The following is a 16,103-nucleotide window of genomic DNA, read 5'->3' as shown; positions in this document are numbered from 1 at the left end:
TTAGGGAAAAAAAATGCCTAAATCTACTGATATTAAATCAATTTTAATTCTTGGAGCAGGTCCAATAGTAATTGGACAAGCATGTGAATTTGACTATTCAGGTGCTCAAGCTTGTAAAGCTTTACGAGAAGAAGGTTACAGAATTATTCTTGTTAATTCTAATCCCGCAACTATTATGACAGATCCTTGTATGGCTGATGCCACATACATTGAGCCTATTCATTGGAGAATAGTAAAAAAAATTATTCAAAAAGAAAAACCAGATGCATTACTTCCAACTATGGGAGGTCAAACAGCTTTAAACTGCGCTCTAGAATTAGACCGTAAAGGTATTTTAGATGCATTTAATGTTAAAATAATAGGTGCTACAGTTGATGCAATTAAAAAAGCTGAAAATAGAAAACTATTTGAACGTTCAATGCAAAAGTTAAAATTAGAAACTGCTAAATGTGGGATTGCACATAATATTCAAGAAGCATTTTCAGTTTTAAACGATGTAGGTTTTCCATGTATTATTCGTCCCTCTTTTACTATGGGTGGGCACGGAGGAGGCATTGCCTATAATAATGAAGAATTTGAAAAAATTTGTGAAAGGGGACTAAAATTATCTCCTAGTACAGAACTTCTCATTGACGAATCTCTTATAGGTTGGAAAGAATATGAAATGGAAGTCGTACGAGATAAAAACGATAATTGTATTATTGTTTGTTCAATTGAAAATTTAGATCCTATGGGTATTCATACAGGAGATTCAATTACTGTAGCACCAGCGCAAACTCTGACTGATAAAGAATATCAAGCAATGAGAAATGCTTCTATGTCAATTTTACGAGAAATAGGCGTAGAAACTGGTGGTTCTAACGTACAATTTGCTGTTAATCCAAAAAATGGTCGAATGATTGTCATTGAAATGAATCCCAGAGTATCTCGTTCTTCTGCATTAGCTTCTAAAGCAACAGGATTTCCAATTGCAAAAATAGCAGCTAAATTAGCTATTGGATATACACTTGATGAACTGGCAAACGATATAACAGGAACTAATACTACTGCATCATTTGAACCATCAATAGATTATATAGTAACTAAAATTCCTAGATTTAATTTTGAAAAATTTCCAGGATGTGACGACCGATTAACTACACAGATGAAATCTGTAGGGGAAGTCATGGCAATAGGTCGTACTTTTCAAGAATCTATACAAAAAGCTATTCGCGGTTTAGAAGTAGGATCTAGTGGATTTGATCCTAAAATATCTAATTCTGATCCAGAATATTTAATTAAAATTAGACATGAGTTAAAAGATGCTGGTTGTGAACGTCTTTGGTATATAGGTGATGCATTTAGATCTGGAATGTCTGTAGATGATGTGTTTGAATTAACATCGATTGATCCATGGTTTCTTGTTCAAATTGAAGAAATTATTCTTTTAGAGAATAAAATTAAAAGAAATGGATTCAATGGATTGAAATATGATTTCTTTTATTTTATTAAAAGAAAAGGTTTTTCTGATAAACGTATTGCAATACTAACTAGTAAAAAAGAAAAAACAATACGAAAACTACGTTATAAATTAAATTTACATCCCGTATATAAAAGAATCGATACATGTTCAGCAGAATTTTCAACTGAAACAGCATATATGTATTCAACTTGGGAAGATGAGTGTGAATCACATCCCAACAAAGAAAATAATAAAAAAATTATTATACTAGGTGGTGGTCCTAATAGAATAGGACAAGGTATCGAATTTGACTATTGTTGCGTTCATGCTGCTCAAGCTTTAAGAGAAGATGGTTTTGAAGCAATAATGATTAACTGTAATCCAGAAACAGTATCTACTGATTATGATATTTCAGATAGACTGTATTTTGAACCTATTACATTAGAAAACGTTTTAGAAATAGTTAGAATAGAAAAACCTAAAGGAGTTATTATTCAATATGGAGGTCAAACACCATTGAAATTAGCACGCGAGTTCGAAAAAGAAGGAATTCCCATCATCGGAACTAGTCCAGATTCTATTGATAAAGCTGAAGATCGATATCGTTTTCAAAAAACTGTTACTATGTTAAAATTAAAACAACCTTTGAATGCAACTGTATTTACCTTAGAGGAAGCATATAAACAAGCAAAAATAATAGGATATCCAATAATGGTAAGACCATCTTATGTCTTGGGTGGTAGAGCTATGGAAATCGTTTATGAATCACATGGTTTAAAACGTTATTTTAAAAGAATGTTAAAAGAAAATAATACTATACCTATTTTACTAGATCAATATTTAGATTATGCCACTGAAGTAGATGTTGATGCAGTTTGCGATGGAGAAAGAGTATTAATTGGGGGTATTATGGAACATATCGAACAGGCTGGAGTTCATTCTGGCGATTCTGCATGTTCTTTACCAGCATATACTTTAACTGGTACAATTCAAAATGAAATTAGAAAACAAGTCAAAAAATTAGCTTTTGAGCTATCTGTACAAGGATTAATGAATGTACAATTTGCTATCAAAAAAAATAAAATTTATATTATTGAAGTAAATCCAAGAGCAGCACGAACAGTGCCATTTGTTTCAAAAGCAACTGGTCTTGCATTGGCAAAAATATCTGTTAGAGTGATGTATGGAAAAACACTGTTACAACAAGGTTTTACAAAAGAAATTATTCCACCATATTTTTCAGTAAAAGAAGCCGTACTTCCTTTTGATAAATTTCAAGGTGTTGATCCTATACTAGGTCCAGAAATGCGCTCTACAGGAGAAGTTATGGGTATTGGGAAAAACTTTTCAGAAGCATTTTCTAAAGCTATGTTAGGAGCTCATACAAACATGAAGAAATCCGGTCGAATTCTTCTTTCAGTACGAGACGACGATAAAAATAATATTATCAATTTAGCTGTTAAATTAAAAAAACTAGGCTTTAAGATAGATGCCACGAGAGGCACATCCATAGCACTAAAAAGATCTGGAATTTCATCTAGATTAGTAAATAAAGTGCACGAAGGACGTCCTCATATACAAGATCGTTTAAAAAATGGCGAATACTCTTATATTGTTAATACCACATCTTCTCATCAAGGCATAAAAGATTCAAAACTAATATGTCGTAGTGCTCTTCAATACAAAGTACACTATGATACAACTGTAAATGGTGCTTTTGCAACAGTTATGGCTTTAAATGAAAATCCAATAAAAAATGTCACATCTCTTCAAGAAATGCATGACAAAATAAAATTAGTTTGTAAAAAATAACATTTCATTAACTTAAAAATAGCATTTATAAATATGTTGTAAAACATATTTATAATACATAAGAAGATTTTACCTTCACATGAACATAAGTTTAATTGCTGCTGTATCTAATAATTTAGTTATTGGATATAAAAATAAAATACCTTGGTATCTTCCAGAAGATTTAAAATGGTTTAAAAAAAATACAATAACAAAAGACATAATTATGGGTCGTTTAACTTGGGAATCTATCGGGCAAAAACCTTTATCCATGCGTAATAATATAGTTATTAGTAGTAAAAAAATAAAAAAAAAAGATATTATCTGGGCAAATTCAATACCCAATGCAATTATTTCAGCAAACTATAATAAAGAAATTATGGTAATTGGAGGTGGTAAAATATATAAAAAAATGTTATTTTATGCTAATAAGTTATATTTAACTCACATAGATATTAATATTATTGGCGACTCTTATTTTCCCCCATATCAATTATATCCATCTTGGAAAGTATTATTTAGAAAAAAAGTCTCTAAAAATAAAACAAATCCTTATAACTATGTTTTTGAAATTTTATCAAGATAAATTAATTTTTATTAAAATAAAAACTTGCTTTAAACTATTTTGACAAATAAGACTGATGAAACCATGTTTTATCTTCCCATCTCAACATAACTAATTCTTCCCCCCAACAACAACCAGCATCTAATGCAAAGAAGGGTTCTGGTACATGAGTACCTTTCAGAGAAGACCAATGTCCAAAAAAAATAAAATACTCTTTTGAAATTTTACGAGGCATGACAAACCATGGTTTTAAAGGATATTTAACAAAATCTGGAGATTTTTTACAAAACATATCTAATCGACTATCAGGATAACAATATCTCATTCTCGTAAAAGTATTTATAGAATATCGCAATCGGTCTAATCGATTTAAATTTGATTGCCATAAATTTATATTATTACTATACATTGCCTCTAAAAATAAAGCGTAATTTTGATGACGTAAAAATTCTTCAATCTCGAATGCGCATGTTTTTGCTGTATCACAAGTCCATTGTGGACTAATTCCAGCATGTGACATAATAATTTTATGTTTTTCATCAATTATTAAAAGAGACTGATAGCGTAACCATTTTATTAATTTATAACTATCTGGTGCAGAAAGAAATTTATCAAAATAATTTTCTTTTTTATTTTTTCTTATACCAGAATATACTGCAATTAAATTAATATCATGATTGCCTAGTACTATTTTTAATCTATTTTTAAAAGAATAAAGATATCTTAAAACTTTTAACGAATCAGGACCTCTTGATACTAAATCTCCCGCAATCCATAGGTAATCTTGTTTATAATTAAAAAATGATTTTTCTAAAAGAAGTCTTAATTCTTTATAACAACCATGAATATCACTTATAAAGTAAGTACTCATATAGTGAGTTTCCTTTTTTAATTAAAGTATTAAAATTCTTCATAAGAATTGAGATTTTTAATAGTTTTTGTATTGTTCATACAAATAATTAGACAATCGACAATACTGCAAAACAGAAATATTTTCAGCTCTTGATTTAGGATTAATGTCTAATTCAATTAATTTTTTTTCAGAAAATAAAGTTTTTAAACTATGACGTAATATTTTCCTTCTATTTTGAAATGCTATTTTAGTAATACGGCTTAAAATATTTATATCATAAACAAAGTAAGGAGCAGGATTAACATGAGGCGTAAGATTAATAAAAACTGAATGAACTTTAGGAATAGGTCTAAAATCTTCAGGTAAAACACGTAATATTATTTTGATATTACAATAATATTGAGAAATAATACTTAAACGACCGTAAGATTTATTTCCTGGAAAAGCAATTAATCTTTCAGCAACTTCTTTTTGTAACATAAAATTCATGTCTTGAATAACTCTAATTTGTTTAAATAAAAAAATAATTAAAGATGTGGAAATATTATATGGCAAGTTTCCAAAAATACGAATCGGTTGATTTTTTTGATAAAATAAATTTATATAATTAAAATTTAAAGCATCTTGACAAAAAACTGTTAGTTTTGAATAAAATGAATGTTTTTTTAATGCATTTAACAAATTACGATCGACTTCAATAACAATTAATTCTTCTAATAATTGAGACATGGGTTTAGTTAATGCTGCTAATCCTGGACCAATTTCTACTAATGTTTGTTTAATTTTTGGATCAATTGCTTTAATAATATCTTTTATTATTTTCTTATTTATAAGAAAATTTTGCCCATATTGTTTTAGAGGAAAATGTTTATAATTTTTTTTTATACTCATACATTTATAATTAATTATTTAATATTTAAGCATTATTTGAATATATATAATAAAATATATTTTTATCTTATAATGTTTATGTAAGAAATATTTTTAAGATCTTTTATCCAATTATTTTTTTCTAATATCATTTTTTTTTCTAATAATATATTATATGCTTCTTTTCTTTTAAATTTATAAAATTGATCTACTTCACGTTTATTTATTAACTTAATTATATGCCATCCAAATCTAGAGTGAATAGGTCTGCTTATCTCATTTTTATTTAAATATAACAATTTTTTATTAAGATCAACATCAAATAATTCTTTTGAAATCCATCCTAAATCACCATTTTTTTTAGATGAATAAAAATCATGAGATAAGTTCCGAACCGCATAATCAAAAGTATAAACTCCTTTTTTAATTTTTTCATATATATTAAAAATATGTTTCTTTGATTCTGAATTAGTTAGCACTGCAGAGGGTTTAACTAAACAGTGTTGTATATAAAAATCAGTTACAATATTTTCTTTATTATGAATATCGTTCACTTTTAGTATATAAAATCCTTTATTCCCTAAAATAGGTCCCAAAATTTGTCCTTTTTCAGAAATATTTAATTTATTAGAAAAAACTTTTTGTACATCTGGAAAATGCATCCAGAACATTTTTTTTACTAAAAAATCTTTTTTGTTTTTGAATTTTTTATATACATGTTCAAAATCATAACCTTTTTTAAGTTTAGTTACGATTTTTTCTGCTAATATTTTCTGATTGTTAAATTTTTTATCAGAATATTTCTGTGAAGAGGGAATTAAAACATAACTTAAATTAATTTTTTGAAATTTCTTGTTATTTCTAATAAGTTCTTTAAAAATAACATTAACTTCTTCTTCTGAAATATTGATACGTTTATGCATTTCATAATCTTGCATCATTTTGATTTTCAATGAATTCTCAATATTTTTTATATAATTATCATAAGTAAAATGATTATTCAGATTATGTAATAAAATATTTTTTTTTAAATCTTCAACACTTATATTCTTTTTTAAACAAATATTTTTAATTACAGTATTTACTTGTTCTTTAGTAACTGTAATATTCATTCTATTAGCTTCTTGTAAGATTAAAGATTTTATAATTAATTTTTGAATAATTTTTTCTTTTAAGAAATTATTTTTCCAAGGTATCCTAAAATCTTTACCTTCTTTTTGAAGCAAAAACAGAATCTGATTTACATCACTATTTAATATAATTTGATCATTTACAATAGCTGTAATATTATCTATCTTGTTTTCTTTAGCAGAAACGTAAACAATACTGCTAAAAATATAGAAAATCACAAAAATACATACTTTCATTATAATTCTTCTTTTATAATAAGTGTTTAATAAAAAAACATTAAAGTTGCTAACTTTTTTACGGAATATTTTAAAATACTCCAATAAATATATAATATTTTTCTTGAGGTTGGTTAAAAAAAAATATAAAGTATAAAATATTTATGCAAAAAAAATTTTTCAACATATAAATGCCTAACTAAGAATGAGAATTTATGGAATCCTGGCTAACATCTTTTATGACACAATCTTTAACGTATTCGCTATTAATAGTTGGTATTATTTCTTTTTTAGAATCCCTTGCATTTATTGGATTATTACTTCCTGGTATTATTTTAATGACTACACTAGGTACGTTTATAGGTAATGGAAAACTATTATTCTATCCTGCTTGGATATCTGGAACAATTGGATGTTTATTAGGCGATTGGGTTTCATATTATGTCGGTTTGTATTTTAAAAATTGGCTGCATAATTTTAGATTTTTAAAGAAAAATCAAAAACTACTTGATAAAGTTAAATCTGTATTACATAAACATAGTATCATTACTATTATTGTCGGACGATTCATAGGACCAACTAGACCCTTAATCCCAATGGTTTGTGGAATGCTAAAATTACCTTTTAAAAAATTTATTTTCCCCAGTATTGTTGGATGTATATTATGGCCTCCAGTATATTTTTTTCCAGGAATAGTTACAGGTATTACTATAAATATACCAAAAAGTGCTCAAAATGATTATTTTAAATGGCTATTATTAATCATTTCAATTTTAATATGGCTAGGAATATGGCTAACATCAAAATGGTGGAAAATAAAAAAAAATAACATCCGTTCTTCATCTTTCTTAACTCAAAAGAGGATTGGATGGCTAGCGATATTAACTACTTTTTCCGGATTAGCAAGCCTAGTTGCTATACAATTTCATCCTACAATGCTCATTTTTAGAAAAATTTTTTGTACTATATTATTTTAGAATAAATGTTAATTTATTTTTTCAATGAATATTTTTTTAAAAAATATAATCATTTTATAAAAAAATTATATATATATAAAATCAATATGTAATAATTTTAATTTAAATGAATGCCTTTGAACAGATTGAACTTTGACTATATGTTTATCATTATTGATCAGCAAAAATAAATTTTCTTTGTAAAATTCTGTTTTTTTTTGTAAATTAAAAAGAGAATTATGATCTAATGTAAGTAAGATAGAAGATTTATTTATTCCGTATAACACTCCTGGACACTGGTTATTTATACGCAATCTTCTATTAAAACTTTTTCCTTTTTCCGTTCTTTGTATTGCATAAATTGTTAACATTATTAACCTCTTTTAATAAAATACATTGATTTAATTATAATACTTGTGATCTTAACCATGAAATTTCATCTTTCCATAATCTTGGATTAACTGTTTCTAGAATGATCGGGATATAATGAAAATTTTTATTTCTTATAATCCATTGAAAAGCTACTTTTCCTATTTCACCTAGTCCTAAGCTTTCATGTCGATCAATACGACTATTAATTTTCTTTTTTGAATCATTTAAATGAATACCTTTTAAATATTTTAATCCTATCAAATCATTAAATTTTTTAAAAGTATTTTCGCAGTCTTTTATAGTACGCAGATCATAACCTGATGCAAATAAATGACAAGTATCAATACATACTCCGACTCTAGATTTATCATGAATATTTTTAATAATTTGAGATAAATGTTCAAAACAATATCCCACATTAGTACCTTGTCCTGCAGTATTTTCTATTACAGCAATTACATCTTTAGTTTTTTCTAAAGCAATATTAATAGATTCAGAAATTCTTAATAAACAAGAAATTTCAGTTATTTTATTTAAATGACTACCTGGATGAAAATTTAAAAAACTTAAACCAAGTTGGCTACAACGAGTTATTTCATCAATAAAAGAAAAACGAGATTTTTCTAATAAATTATTAACCGGATGACCCAAATTAATTAAATAACTACTATGAGGTAAAATTTGTTGAGGTGTAAATTTATGCTTAATACAAGATGATTTAAAATCATCTATTGTTTTTTGAACCAATGGAGGAGCTAACCATTGAAGCTGATTTTTAGTAAAAAAAGAAAAGGCTGTTGCATTGATTTCAATGGCACGCAAAACTGTTTTTTCTAAACCACCAGAAGAACTAACATGAGCGCCAATATAATTCATTTTTTATTTTTTTCCTATAAAATAATTTCTATTTTAATATTTTAAATAGATTAAATAGATCAATCAAAAAATTAAAAAAATTATATAATACTCATTACTAAATATTAGTGGAAAGTTTTTCACTAAAAATAGTATAATACTGACAAAGTATCTTTTAATCAATAAAAATAAACTGAATATATTTAATTCACTATTTAATATTTTTTTGTATAAAAAATTCATCTCGAATATTTTTATCAGATTCAAATAAGCCAGAGAAAGAAGAAGTGATAGTGCTGCTATTCACATCACACACTCCGCGTGCTTTAACACAGAAATGATCCATATTTATAATAATGGCAATATTTTTAGTTTCTAATAAAACTTGTAATACAGTTAATATTTGTTTAGTTAAACGTTCTTGTACTTGGGGTCTTTTAGCATAAAACTGCACAATTCTATTTATTTTAGATAATCCTATAATTTTATTTTTAGGAATATATGCAATAGTTGCTTGTCCATTAATAGTTATAAAATGATGCTCGCAAGTACTGATTAATACTATGTTTCTTACAATGATCATTTCATTAATTTTCATTGTATTATCTATAAATGTAATTTTCGGAAAATTTTTATAATTTAATCCTGAAAAAATTTCATTAATGTACATTTTTGATATACGAACTGGTGTATCTTTTAAACTATTATCTGTTAAATCTAATTTTAGTAAAATCATAATTTTATATATATGTTCAGCAATTAATAATTCTCTTTCTTTTTCATTTATATCATTGTATTCTTTTAAAATAGGATTTTCTAATTTCTTCTCTAATAATGCATTGCGTACTAAATTAGCTTCTTTGCTGAATTTGATTATCATTTTTTCTTATTTTCTATAATAAATATGTTTTTTCGATCTATTTTTTCAATGTTTAAAATAATATATAAAAAATTATTAATTATGTTTTAAAAACTAATACAAAAAATATATAAACTTATTATTACACATAATTATAAAAAAATATAAAATATATCTTTTATTATCCTTTCTGGTTCTAACATGAAAAATTATCATAATACTTTTTATAGTTTAATTACAAGTTTACAAAAATTCTGGTTAGAAAAAGAGTGCACTATTTTTCAACCATTAGATCTTCCCATAGGAGCGGGTACATTTCATAATACAACTTTTTTAGGCACTATTGGTCCAGAACCAATTCACGCCGCATATATACAATCTTGTCGTCGTCCTTCAGACGGAAGATATGGAGAAAATCCTAATCGTTTACAACATTACTATCAATTTCAAGTTATTATGAAACCGCCTCCACGTGATATTCAAAAAATTTATTTACATTCACTTAATTTGCTAAATATCGATGAAAAAACAAATGATATACGTTTTGTAGAAGATAATTGGGAAAATCCTACATTAGGAGCTTGGGGGATTGGATGGGAAGTTTGGTTGAACGGAATGGAAATTACTCAATTTACTTATTTTCAACAAGTAGGAGGATTAGAATGTAATCCTGTAACTATTGAAATAACATATGGTTTAGAAAGAATTGCCATGTATATGCAGGATAAATCAACAGTGTATGACTTAATCTGGAATAAAAATAAAAATCATACGATTACTTATGGTGATATTTTTCAACAAAACGAAATAGAACAATCAAAATATAACTTTCAATATTCTGATACTACTTTTTTATTTAATTCTTTTGAACAATATGAATCAGAAGCAAAAAGATTAATAAATTTAAAAAAACCATTATTATTAGTATCATATGAAAAAATATTGCAAGCAAATCATATATTTAATTTATTAGATGCAAGAAAAGCTATATCTTCAAATGAGCGTCAAAATTATATCTTGCGCATTCGTAAATTAACTACTCAAATCGCACAAGAATATCTTAATTTAAGAAAAAAATTAGGTTTTCCATTGTGTCATGAAAAAAGAAAAAAAAATGACAAAAAAAGTGCTGTTAATTGAAATAGGTACCGAAGAATTACCTTCTAGATTACTTTCTAGAACATCTTTACATTTTTATAATAATTTTATCAAAGAATTAAATTATTTTAATATAAAATATAAAAATATTGAATATTTTTCTACTCCAAGAAGACTTGCATTAAAAATTATAGATCTTGACACAAAAGATAGATTTATAGATGTAAAAAAAAGAGGTCCATCGATAGCTGATGCCTATAATATTAATAATACACCAACCGAGGCCGCTATACGTTGGGCTAAAAATTGTGGGATCAATGTACACGAAGCTTCTCATCTAAAAACAAAAAAAGGTTCATGGTTATTTTATCATATAAGAAAAAAACAGGAAAATATTGAATTATTAATTCCAAAAATAACTGAATCGGCACTGAAAAAAATTTCTATAGAAAAAACTATGCGATGGGATATAAATAATGAAAAATTTTCTCGTCCTATTCGTAATATCGTTATTCTATTAGATGAAAAAATTATTTCAGGAAAAATATTTAATATTCCTTCTAATAATTTTCTTCAAAATCATATTTCTTCAACAGAAAAAACAATCAAAATTCAAAATGCTAAAGAATATCCTTCTATTCTTTTTGAAAAAAATAATATAATTGCCGATTATAAAGTTCGTAAAGAAATAATTATCAGAAAAATAAAAGAAAAAGCAAAAAAAATTAATGGTTTTATAAAAATAAATACATTTTTAATCGAAGAAGTAACTGCTTTAGTAGAATCACCTATAGTATTTTTAGCTACTTTTAAAAAAAAATTTCTCGCAATACCAAAGAAAATATTAGTCTATACTATAGAAAAACAACAAAAATGCTTCCCCATATATAATTCAAAAAAAAATATACTTCCATATTTTATATTTATTTCTAATATTAATTCAAAATGTTCAAAGAAAATTATTATTGGAAATGAAAAAGTAATGCATGCACGACTTTCAGATGCAGAATTCTTTTTTAAAGATGATAGAAAAACAAAATTAAAAGAAAATCTTTTATCTTTAAAAAAAGTTTTATTTCAAAAAAATCTTGGTTCATTATATGAAAAAACATTACGCCTTAAATTACTTATAAAATGGATTGCTAAATACAGCTGTAGTAATGTAGAAGATTCAATTAGAGCGGCACTTCTATCAAAATGCGACCTTGTCACTAATGTAGTATGTGCATTTCCAGAATTACAGGGTATTATAGGTATGTACTATGCTTTAGAAGATCAAGAAAAAAAAGATATTTCTATTGCTTTAAAAGAGCAATACTTACCATCTTTTTCGGGTGATAAACTTCCATGTACTCCTATAGGTTGTTCATTATCTATTTCTGATAAAATAGATACTTTATCAGGAATGTTTTATGTTGGAAACATTCCCAGTGCAGATAAAGATCCATTTGCATTAAGACGTTTAGCTATAGGAATTATTCGTATTATTATAATAAAAAATATACCATTAGATTTAAAAGATTTAGTTGATAAAAGTCTTGAACTACATAATAAAAAAAATATTAATTATTCAATAATATCTGATGATATTATAAAATTTTTTATGGCTAGAGTGTTTAATTGGTATCAAGAAACAGGATATTGTATAAAAATTATTAAATCAGTATTATCATACAAATCTACAAATTTAAAAGACATTAATGAAAAAATACAAGCAATATCCTATTTTCAAAAAACAGAAATCTCAAAATCAATAATACTGTCTATCAAAAGAATATCCAATATTTTAGAGAAAGAAAACAAAAAAATAAATGGATGTATCAATATTAAACTAATAAAAGAAGCAGAAGAAATCATATTATTTAATCAACTTAAAAAATTTCATAATGATACAAAAGATTTATTCATAGAAAAGAAATATAAAGAAATTCTACTTAAAATGACAGATTTTGACATACCAATATATAATTTTTTTAATAAAGTTAAAATATATCATTCTAATTATGAAATACGTTTAAATCGCTTAATTTTATTACAAAAATTAAAAGACATTTTTTTTAAAATAATAAATTTTTCTTACTTGTATTAAAAATACAATCATAAACATGAGATACATTTAAAATTTTTATAAATCTCGTAAAAATCATAAAGATTTTAAAGTGCCTTTAGGCAAAGATGATGCTATAAAATCTTGCTTTATAAATACTTCAGTTGTATCATTCAATTGAAGTACAATATATCCATTTTTTGTAATTTTTTTAATTCGGCCTAATAACCCACTAGTCGTTATAACTTCATCCCCTTGAACAAGAGAATTTATAAGGTTTTTATGTTCTTTATCTTTTTTTTGTTGGGGACGGAAAAGCATAAAATAAAAAACTAACAAAAATATTATTAGCATAAATATTAAAGAATATGAATTACTACTTTCTGGAGATGTATTAATTGCAGCATTAGCATAATGAATAAAAAAACTCATTTTTATTTTTCCTTAAAAGAATTTTTTAAAAATTAATTTTATTTTTTTGCTGATAAAAATTTAAAACAAATTGATCGAATGTTTTATTTTTTATCGATAATCTTATATTAAACATTAATGTTTGATAATAATGTAAATTATGTATTGTATTTAAACGAGCACCTAATATTTCATTACAAGAATGCAGATGGTGTAAATAAGATCGAGTATAATGCCGACAAGTATAACAAGTACAAGTATTATCTAAAACAGATAAATCTTTTTTGTATTTTTTATTTCTAATTTTAATTATACCATTTGTAACAAATAAATAACCATTTCTAGCATTGCGAGTCGGAATAACACAATCAAACATATCTATTCCTCTAATCACTCCTTCTATTAAGTCTTCTGGTTTACCTACACCCATTAAATATCGAGGTTTATTTTTCGGTATTTGAGGACAAATATGTTCTAACAATCTATACATGTCTTTTTTTGATTCACCAACAGCTAAACCACCTAATGCATATCCATCAAAATCTATTTTTATTAACTCTTTAAGTGATATATCACGTAAAGATCGATATATTCCTCCATGAATAATACCAAATAATAAATTTGTATTTTTATATAAATCAAAATATAAACGACTTTTTTTTGCCCAATAAATTGATCTTTCCATAGCATTTTTTGTTTCTTCCCAATTATTAGTATATGCAATACATTGATCAAAAATCATGACAATATTAGAACCTAAAACTGATTGAATTTTTATAGAAATCTTGGGAGTTAGAAAAAAATTTTCGCCATTAATATGATTCTTGAAAAGAACTCCTTCTTCTTTAATGTTACAAAAATTTGAAAGACTAAAAACTTGAAACCCCCCGGAATCAGTGAGAATAGGTCCTGACCAATTCATAAAATTATGTAAATTTCCATGCAATTTAATTATTTCTTCTCCAGGTCGTAAATACAAATGAAATGAATTTGCTAAAATTATTTTACTCCCTGTATTTTTAATTTCTTCTGTACTAATGCTCCTTACAGCACCATAAGTTCCTACTGGCATAAAAATAGGCGTTTCTATTGTTTCTTGATTAAAATTAAATACACCATGTCTAGCATTTCCATCTTGATGTAAAACTTGAAAATTCATTTCTTCTCCATAATCTTTATAAAATTCTTTCAAAAATTTTATTCAAAAATATTAATTAATAACTTTTTCAGATGGAGCTAATTTATTATAAGTGATATACATTGCATCTCCATAACTAAAAAAACGATATTTATATTTTATTGCTTCATGATAAGCATTGATTGTATTTTTATAACCCATAAAAGAAGCTACTAACATAATTAATGTTGATTGAGGGAAATGAAAATTAGTAATTAATGCGTCCACAATAGTATGTTTATAACCAGGATATATAAAAATATTAGTATCGCTTATAAAATTTTTATTGTTATTCCATGCATTTGAATTATATGCACTTTCTAAAGCACGAAGTGTACTGGTGCCAACTGCAATAATACGACCTCCTTTTTTTTTGCAAGATTGAATTTTTTTTATTAAACCAGAAGATACTTCAACTGATTCAGAATGCATAATATGTTCTTTAATGTTAACTGTTCTAATAGGTTGAAAGGTTCCAGAACCTATATGAAGAGTAATGTATTCTATATCTACACCTTTATTATATAAATTATCTAACAAAGGAAAATCAAAATGCAATCCAGCGGTAGGTGCTGCAATAGAACCTATTTTTTTTTTATAAACAGTTTGATATAGATCTTTATCTAATTTATTTTCTAATCTTTTAATATACGGAGGTAAAGGGGTTTCTCCAATATAATTAATAATATCAGTAGCTGAATGAATTTTACTGTGAAAAATAATTTCAAAAAAAGAACTTTTATGACTAATTACAGAACTTTTAATTTGATTTTGATATCCAAAAAAAATATTGGTCCCAATATGAATATTTTTAGAATTTTTGATTGTTGCTAATATTTTATTAGAATCCAATATTCGTTCTACTAAAATTTCAACTTTACCTCCACTTGATTTACATCCAAAACATCGAGCAGGAATAACTTGAGTATTATTTAAAATAAGTAAATCGCCAGAATTAATTTCATCAATAATATTGAAAAAATATTTATGAGACATTATTCCGGTATTTCCATTAACGACCATCAAACGACATTTACTTCGAATAAGACAAGGGTAAAAAGATATAAGTGATTTTGGTAAATTAAAAGAAAAATCAGAAAGTTGCATACTTTGCTTCTTTTAAAAATTATAAAAAATTCTGATAGAATTAAATATTATTTATTTATTTTTTTTTAAATAATAGTCAATTGTACCTTTGAGCTTTTGACCTGCTTTAAAAGTGACGACTCGTCGTGCTGTTATAATAACACTTTCCCCTGTTCGAGGATTTCGACCGGGACGAGCTTTTTTGTTTTTTATTTGAAAATTTCCAAATCCAGATAATTTAACATCTTCTCCTTTTTCTAGAGATTTTCTAACTTCTTCGAAAAAAAAATCTACAAATTTTTTTGATTCTTTTTTAGTTAATTGTAATTTTTCAAATAAATTTTCTGAAATTTCAGCTTTTGTAAGCACCATAAGT

The 16,103-nt window shown here is 25.5% G+C and carries 15 protein-coding genes; 5 read left to right on the top strand and 10 right to left on the bottom strand.

Translation table 11 applies throughout. The features are described from left to right. The first annotated feature begins 13 nt into the window (after nt 1-13). The gene (gene carB, locus D9V68_RS00725; RefSeq protein WP_158357379.1) at nt 14-3,253 is read left to right on the top strand and encodes a carbamoyl-phosphate synthase large subunit; all 3,240 of its coding nucleotides are present in this window, start codon (nt 14-16) and stop codon (nt 3,251-3,253) included. Nucleotides 3,254-3,332: 79 nt separating this feature from the next. Beyond that, nucleotides 3,333-3,818, top strand: coding sequence for a type 3 dihydrofolate reductase (folA, locus tag D9V68_RS00720; protein WP_158357377.1), 486 nt, complete (start codon nt 3,333-3,335; stop codon nt 3,816-3,818). A gap of 34 nt (nt 3,819-3,852) precedes the next feature. On the opposite strand, the gene apaH is transcribed toward folA, so the two are convergent. From apaH to D9V68_RS00705, 3 genes are all read right to left on the bottom strand, one after another. After that, nucleotides 3,853-4,668, bottom strand: coding sequence for a bis(5'-nucleosyl)-tetraphosphatase (symmetrical) ApaH (gene apaH / locus D9V68_RS00715; RefSeq protein ID WP_158357375.1), 816 nt, complete (start codon nt 4,666-4,668; stop codon nt 3,853-3,855). A 57-nt stretch (nt 4,669-4,725) separates the two neighbouring features. Continuing rightward, on the bottom strand, nt 4,726-5,541 hold the full coding sequence (gene rsmA, locus D9V68_RS00710) for a 16S rRNA (adenine(1518)-N(6)/adenine(1519)-N(6))-dimethyltransferase RsmA (RefSeq protein ID WP_187308325.1): 816 nt from the start codon (nt 5,539-5,541) through the stop codon (nt 4,726-4,728). A 62-nt stretch (nt 5,542-5,603) separates the two neighbouring features. After that, on the bottom strand, nt 5,604-6,890 hold the full coding sequence (locus D9V68_RS00705; RefSeq protein ID WP_261979601.1) for a peptidylprolyl isomerase: 1,287 nt from the start codon (nt 6,888-6,890) through the stop codon (nt 5,604-5,606). Nucleotides 6,891-7,081: 191 nt separating this feature from the next. Here D9V68_RS00705 and D9V68_RS00700 point away from each other — a divergent pair, with 191 nt between their 5' ends. Beyond that, on the top strand, nt 7,082-7,843 hold the full coding sequence (locus D9V68_RS00700; protein WP_158357371.1) for a DedA family protein: 762 nt from the start codon (nt 7,082-7,084) through the stop codon (nt 7,841-7,843). A gap of 65 nt (nt 7,844-7,908) precedes the next feature. Here the strand turns inward: D9V68_RS00700 and rplY are convergent, their stop codons facing one another. From rplY to folE, 3 genes are all read right to left on the bottom strand, one after another. Beyond that, nucleotides 7,909-8,193, bottom strand: coding sequence for a 50S ribosomal protein L25 (rplY, locus tag D9V68_RS00695; protein WP_158357369.1), 285 nt, complete (start codon nt 8,191-8,193; stop codon nt 7,909-7,911). Between the two features lie 34 nt (nt 8,194-8,227). Then, a complete protein-coding gene (gene nfo / locus D9V68_RS00690) occupies nt 8,228-9,070 on the bottom strand; it encodes a deoxyribonuclease IV (RefSeq protein WP_158357367.1) in 843 nt (280 codons plus the stop codon). 190 nt (nt 9,071-9,260) lie between these two features. Beyond that, nucleotides 9,261-9,926: a GTP cyclohydrolase I FolE gene (folE, locus tag D9V68_RS00685; protein WP_158358238.1), complete on the bottom strand. Its 666-nt coding sequence runs from the start codon at nt 9,924-9,926 to the stop codon at nt 9,261-9,263. Between the two features lie 183 nt (nt 9,927-10,109). Here folE and glyQ point away from each other — a divergent pair, with 183 nt between their 5' ends. Together glyQ and glyS are read left to right on the top strand one after the other, a co-directional pair. Then, complete coding sequence (gene glyQ / locus D9V68_RS00680; RefSeq protein WP_158357365.1) at nt 10,110-11,048, top strand: glycine--tRNA ligase subunit alpha; 939 nt, start codon at nt 10,110-10,112, stop codon at nt 11,046-11,048. Beyond that, nucleotides 11,023-13,095 carry a glycine--tRNA ligase subunit beta gene (gene glyS, locus D9V68_RS00675; protein WP_158358236.1) on the top strand — a complete coding sequence of 691 codons (2,073 nt, stop codon included), beginning with the start codon at nt 11,023-11,025 and terminating at the stop codon, nt 13,093-13,095. The genes glyQ and glyS overlap by 26 nt, the downstream gene beginning before the upstream one ends. 54 nt (nt 13,096-13,149) lie before the next feature. On the opposite strand, the gene yajC is transcribed toward glyS, so the two are convergent. Genes yajC through D9V68_RS00655 form a run of 4 tightly spaced genes read right to left on the bottom strand, consistent with a single transcriptional unit; the run spans nt 13,150 to nt 16,099 of the window. Continuing rightward, nucleotides 13,150-13,485 carry a preprotein translocase subunit YajC gene (gene yajC, locus D9V68_RS00670; RefSeq protein WP_158357363.1) on the bottom strand — a complete coding sequence of 112 codons (336 nt, stop codon included), beginning with the start codon at nt 13,483-13,485 and terminating at the stop codon, nt 13,150-13,152. A 25-nt stretch (nt 13,486-13,510) separates the two neighbouring features. Further along, on the bottom strand, nt 13,511-14,623 hold the full coding sequence (gene tgt, locus D9V68_RS00665) for a tRNA guanosine(34) transglycosylase Tgt (RefSeq protein WP_158357360.1): 1,113 nt from the start codon (nt 14,621-14,623) through the stop codon (nt 13,511-13,513). A 51-nt stretch (nt 14,624-14,674) separates the two neighbouring features. Continuing rightward, the gene (gene queA / locus D9V68_RS00660) at nt 14,675-15,748 is read right to left on the bottom strand and encodes a tRNA preQ1(34) S-adenosylmethionine ribosyltransferase-isomerase QueA (protein WP_158357358.1); all 1,074 of its coding nucleotides are present in this window, start codon (nt 15,746-15,748) and stop codon (nt 14,675-14,677) included. A gap of 51 nt (nt 15,749-15,799) precedes the next feature. Beyond that, nucleotides 15,800-16,099 carry an integration host factor subunit alpha gene (locus D9V68_RS00655; protein ID WP_158357356.1) on the bottom strand — a complete coding sequence of 100 codons (300 nt, stop codon included), beginning with the start codon at nt 16,097-16,099 and terminating at the stop codon, nt 15,800-15,802. Nucleotides 16,100-16,103 lie beyond the last annotated feature (4 nt).

It is taken from the genome of Buchnera aphidicola (Hyperomyzus lactucae) (assembly GCF_005081705.1).
Classification (GTDB): Bacteria; Pseudomonadota; Gammaproteobacteria; order Enterobacterales; family Enterobacteriaceae; genus Buchnera; species Buchnera aphidicola_Y.
This window is presented reverse-complemented; position numbering and strand designations above follow the sequence as displayed.

Coding starts and splice junctions, on each gene's coding strand:
- carB (WP_158357379.1), top strand. CDS start 14: ATGCCTAAATCTACTGATATTAAATCAATTTTAATTCTTGGAGCAGGT.
- apaH (WP_158357375.1), bottom strand. CDS start 4,668: ATGAGTACTTACTTTATAAGTGATATTCATGGTTGTTATAAAGAATTA.
- glyS (WP_158358236.1), top strand. CDS start 11,023: ATGACAAAAAAAGTGCTGTTAATTGAAATAGGTACCGAAGAATTACCT.
- tgt (WP_158357360.1), bottom strand. CDS start 14,623: ATGAATTTTCAAGTTTTACATCAAGATGGAAATGCTAGACATGGTGTA.
- queA (WP_158357358.1), bottom strand. CDS start 15,748: ATGCAACTTTCTGATTTTTCTTTTAATTTACCAAAATCACTTATATCT.
- rsmA (WP_187308325.1), bottom strand. CDS start 5,541: ATGAGTATAAAAAAAAATTATAAACATTTTCCTCTAAAACAATATGGG.
- nfo (WP_158357367.1), bottom strand. CDS start 9,070: ATGAATTATATTGGCGCTCATGTTAGTTCTTCTGGTGGTTTAGAAAAA.
- D9V68_RS00655 (WP_158357356.1), bottom strand. CDS start 16,099: ATGGTGCTTACAAAAGCTGAAATTTCAGAAAATTTATTTGAAAAATTA.
- yajC (WP_158357363.1), bottom strand. CDS start 13,485: ATGAGTTTTTTTATTCATTATGCTAATGCTGCAATTAATACATCTCCA.
- glyQ (WP_158357365.1), top strand. CDS start 10,110: ATGAAAAATTATCATAATACTTTTTATAGTTTAATTACAAGTTTACAA.
- rplY (WP_158357369.1), bottom strand. CDS start 8,193: ATGTTAACAATTTATGCAATACAAAGAACGGAAAAAGGAAAAAGTTTT.
- D9V68_RS00700 (WP_158357371.1), top strand. CDS start 7,082: ATGGAATCCTGGCTAACATCTTTTATGACACAATCTTTAACGTATTCG.
- folA (WP_158357377.1), top strand. CDS start 3,333: ATGAACATAAGTTTAATTGCTGCTGTATCTAATAATTTAGTTATTGGA.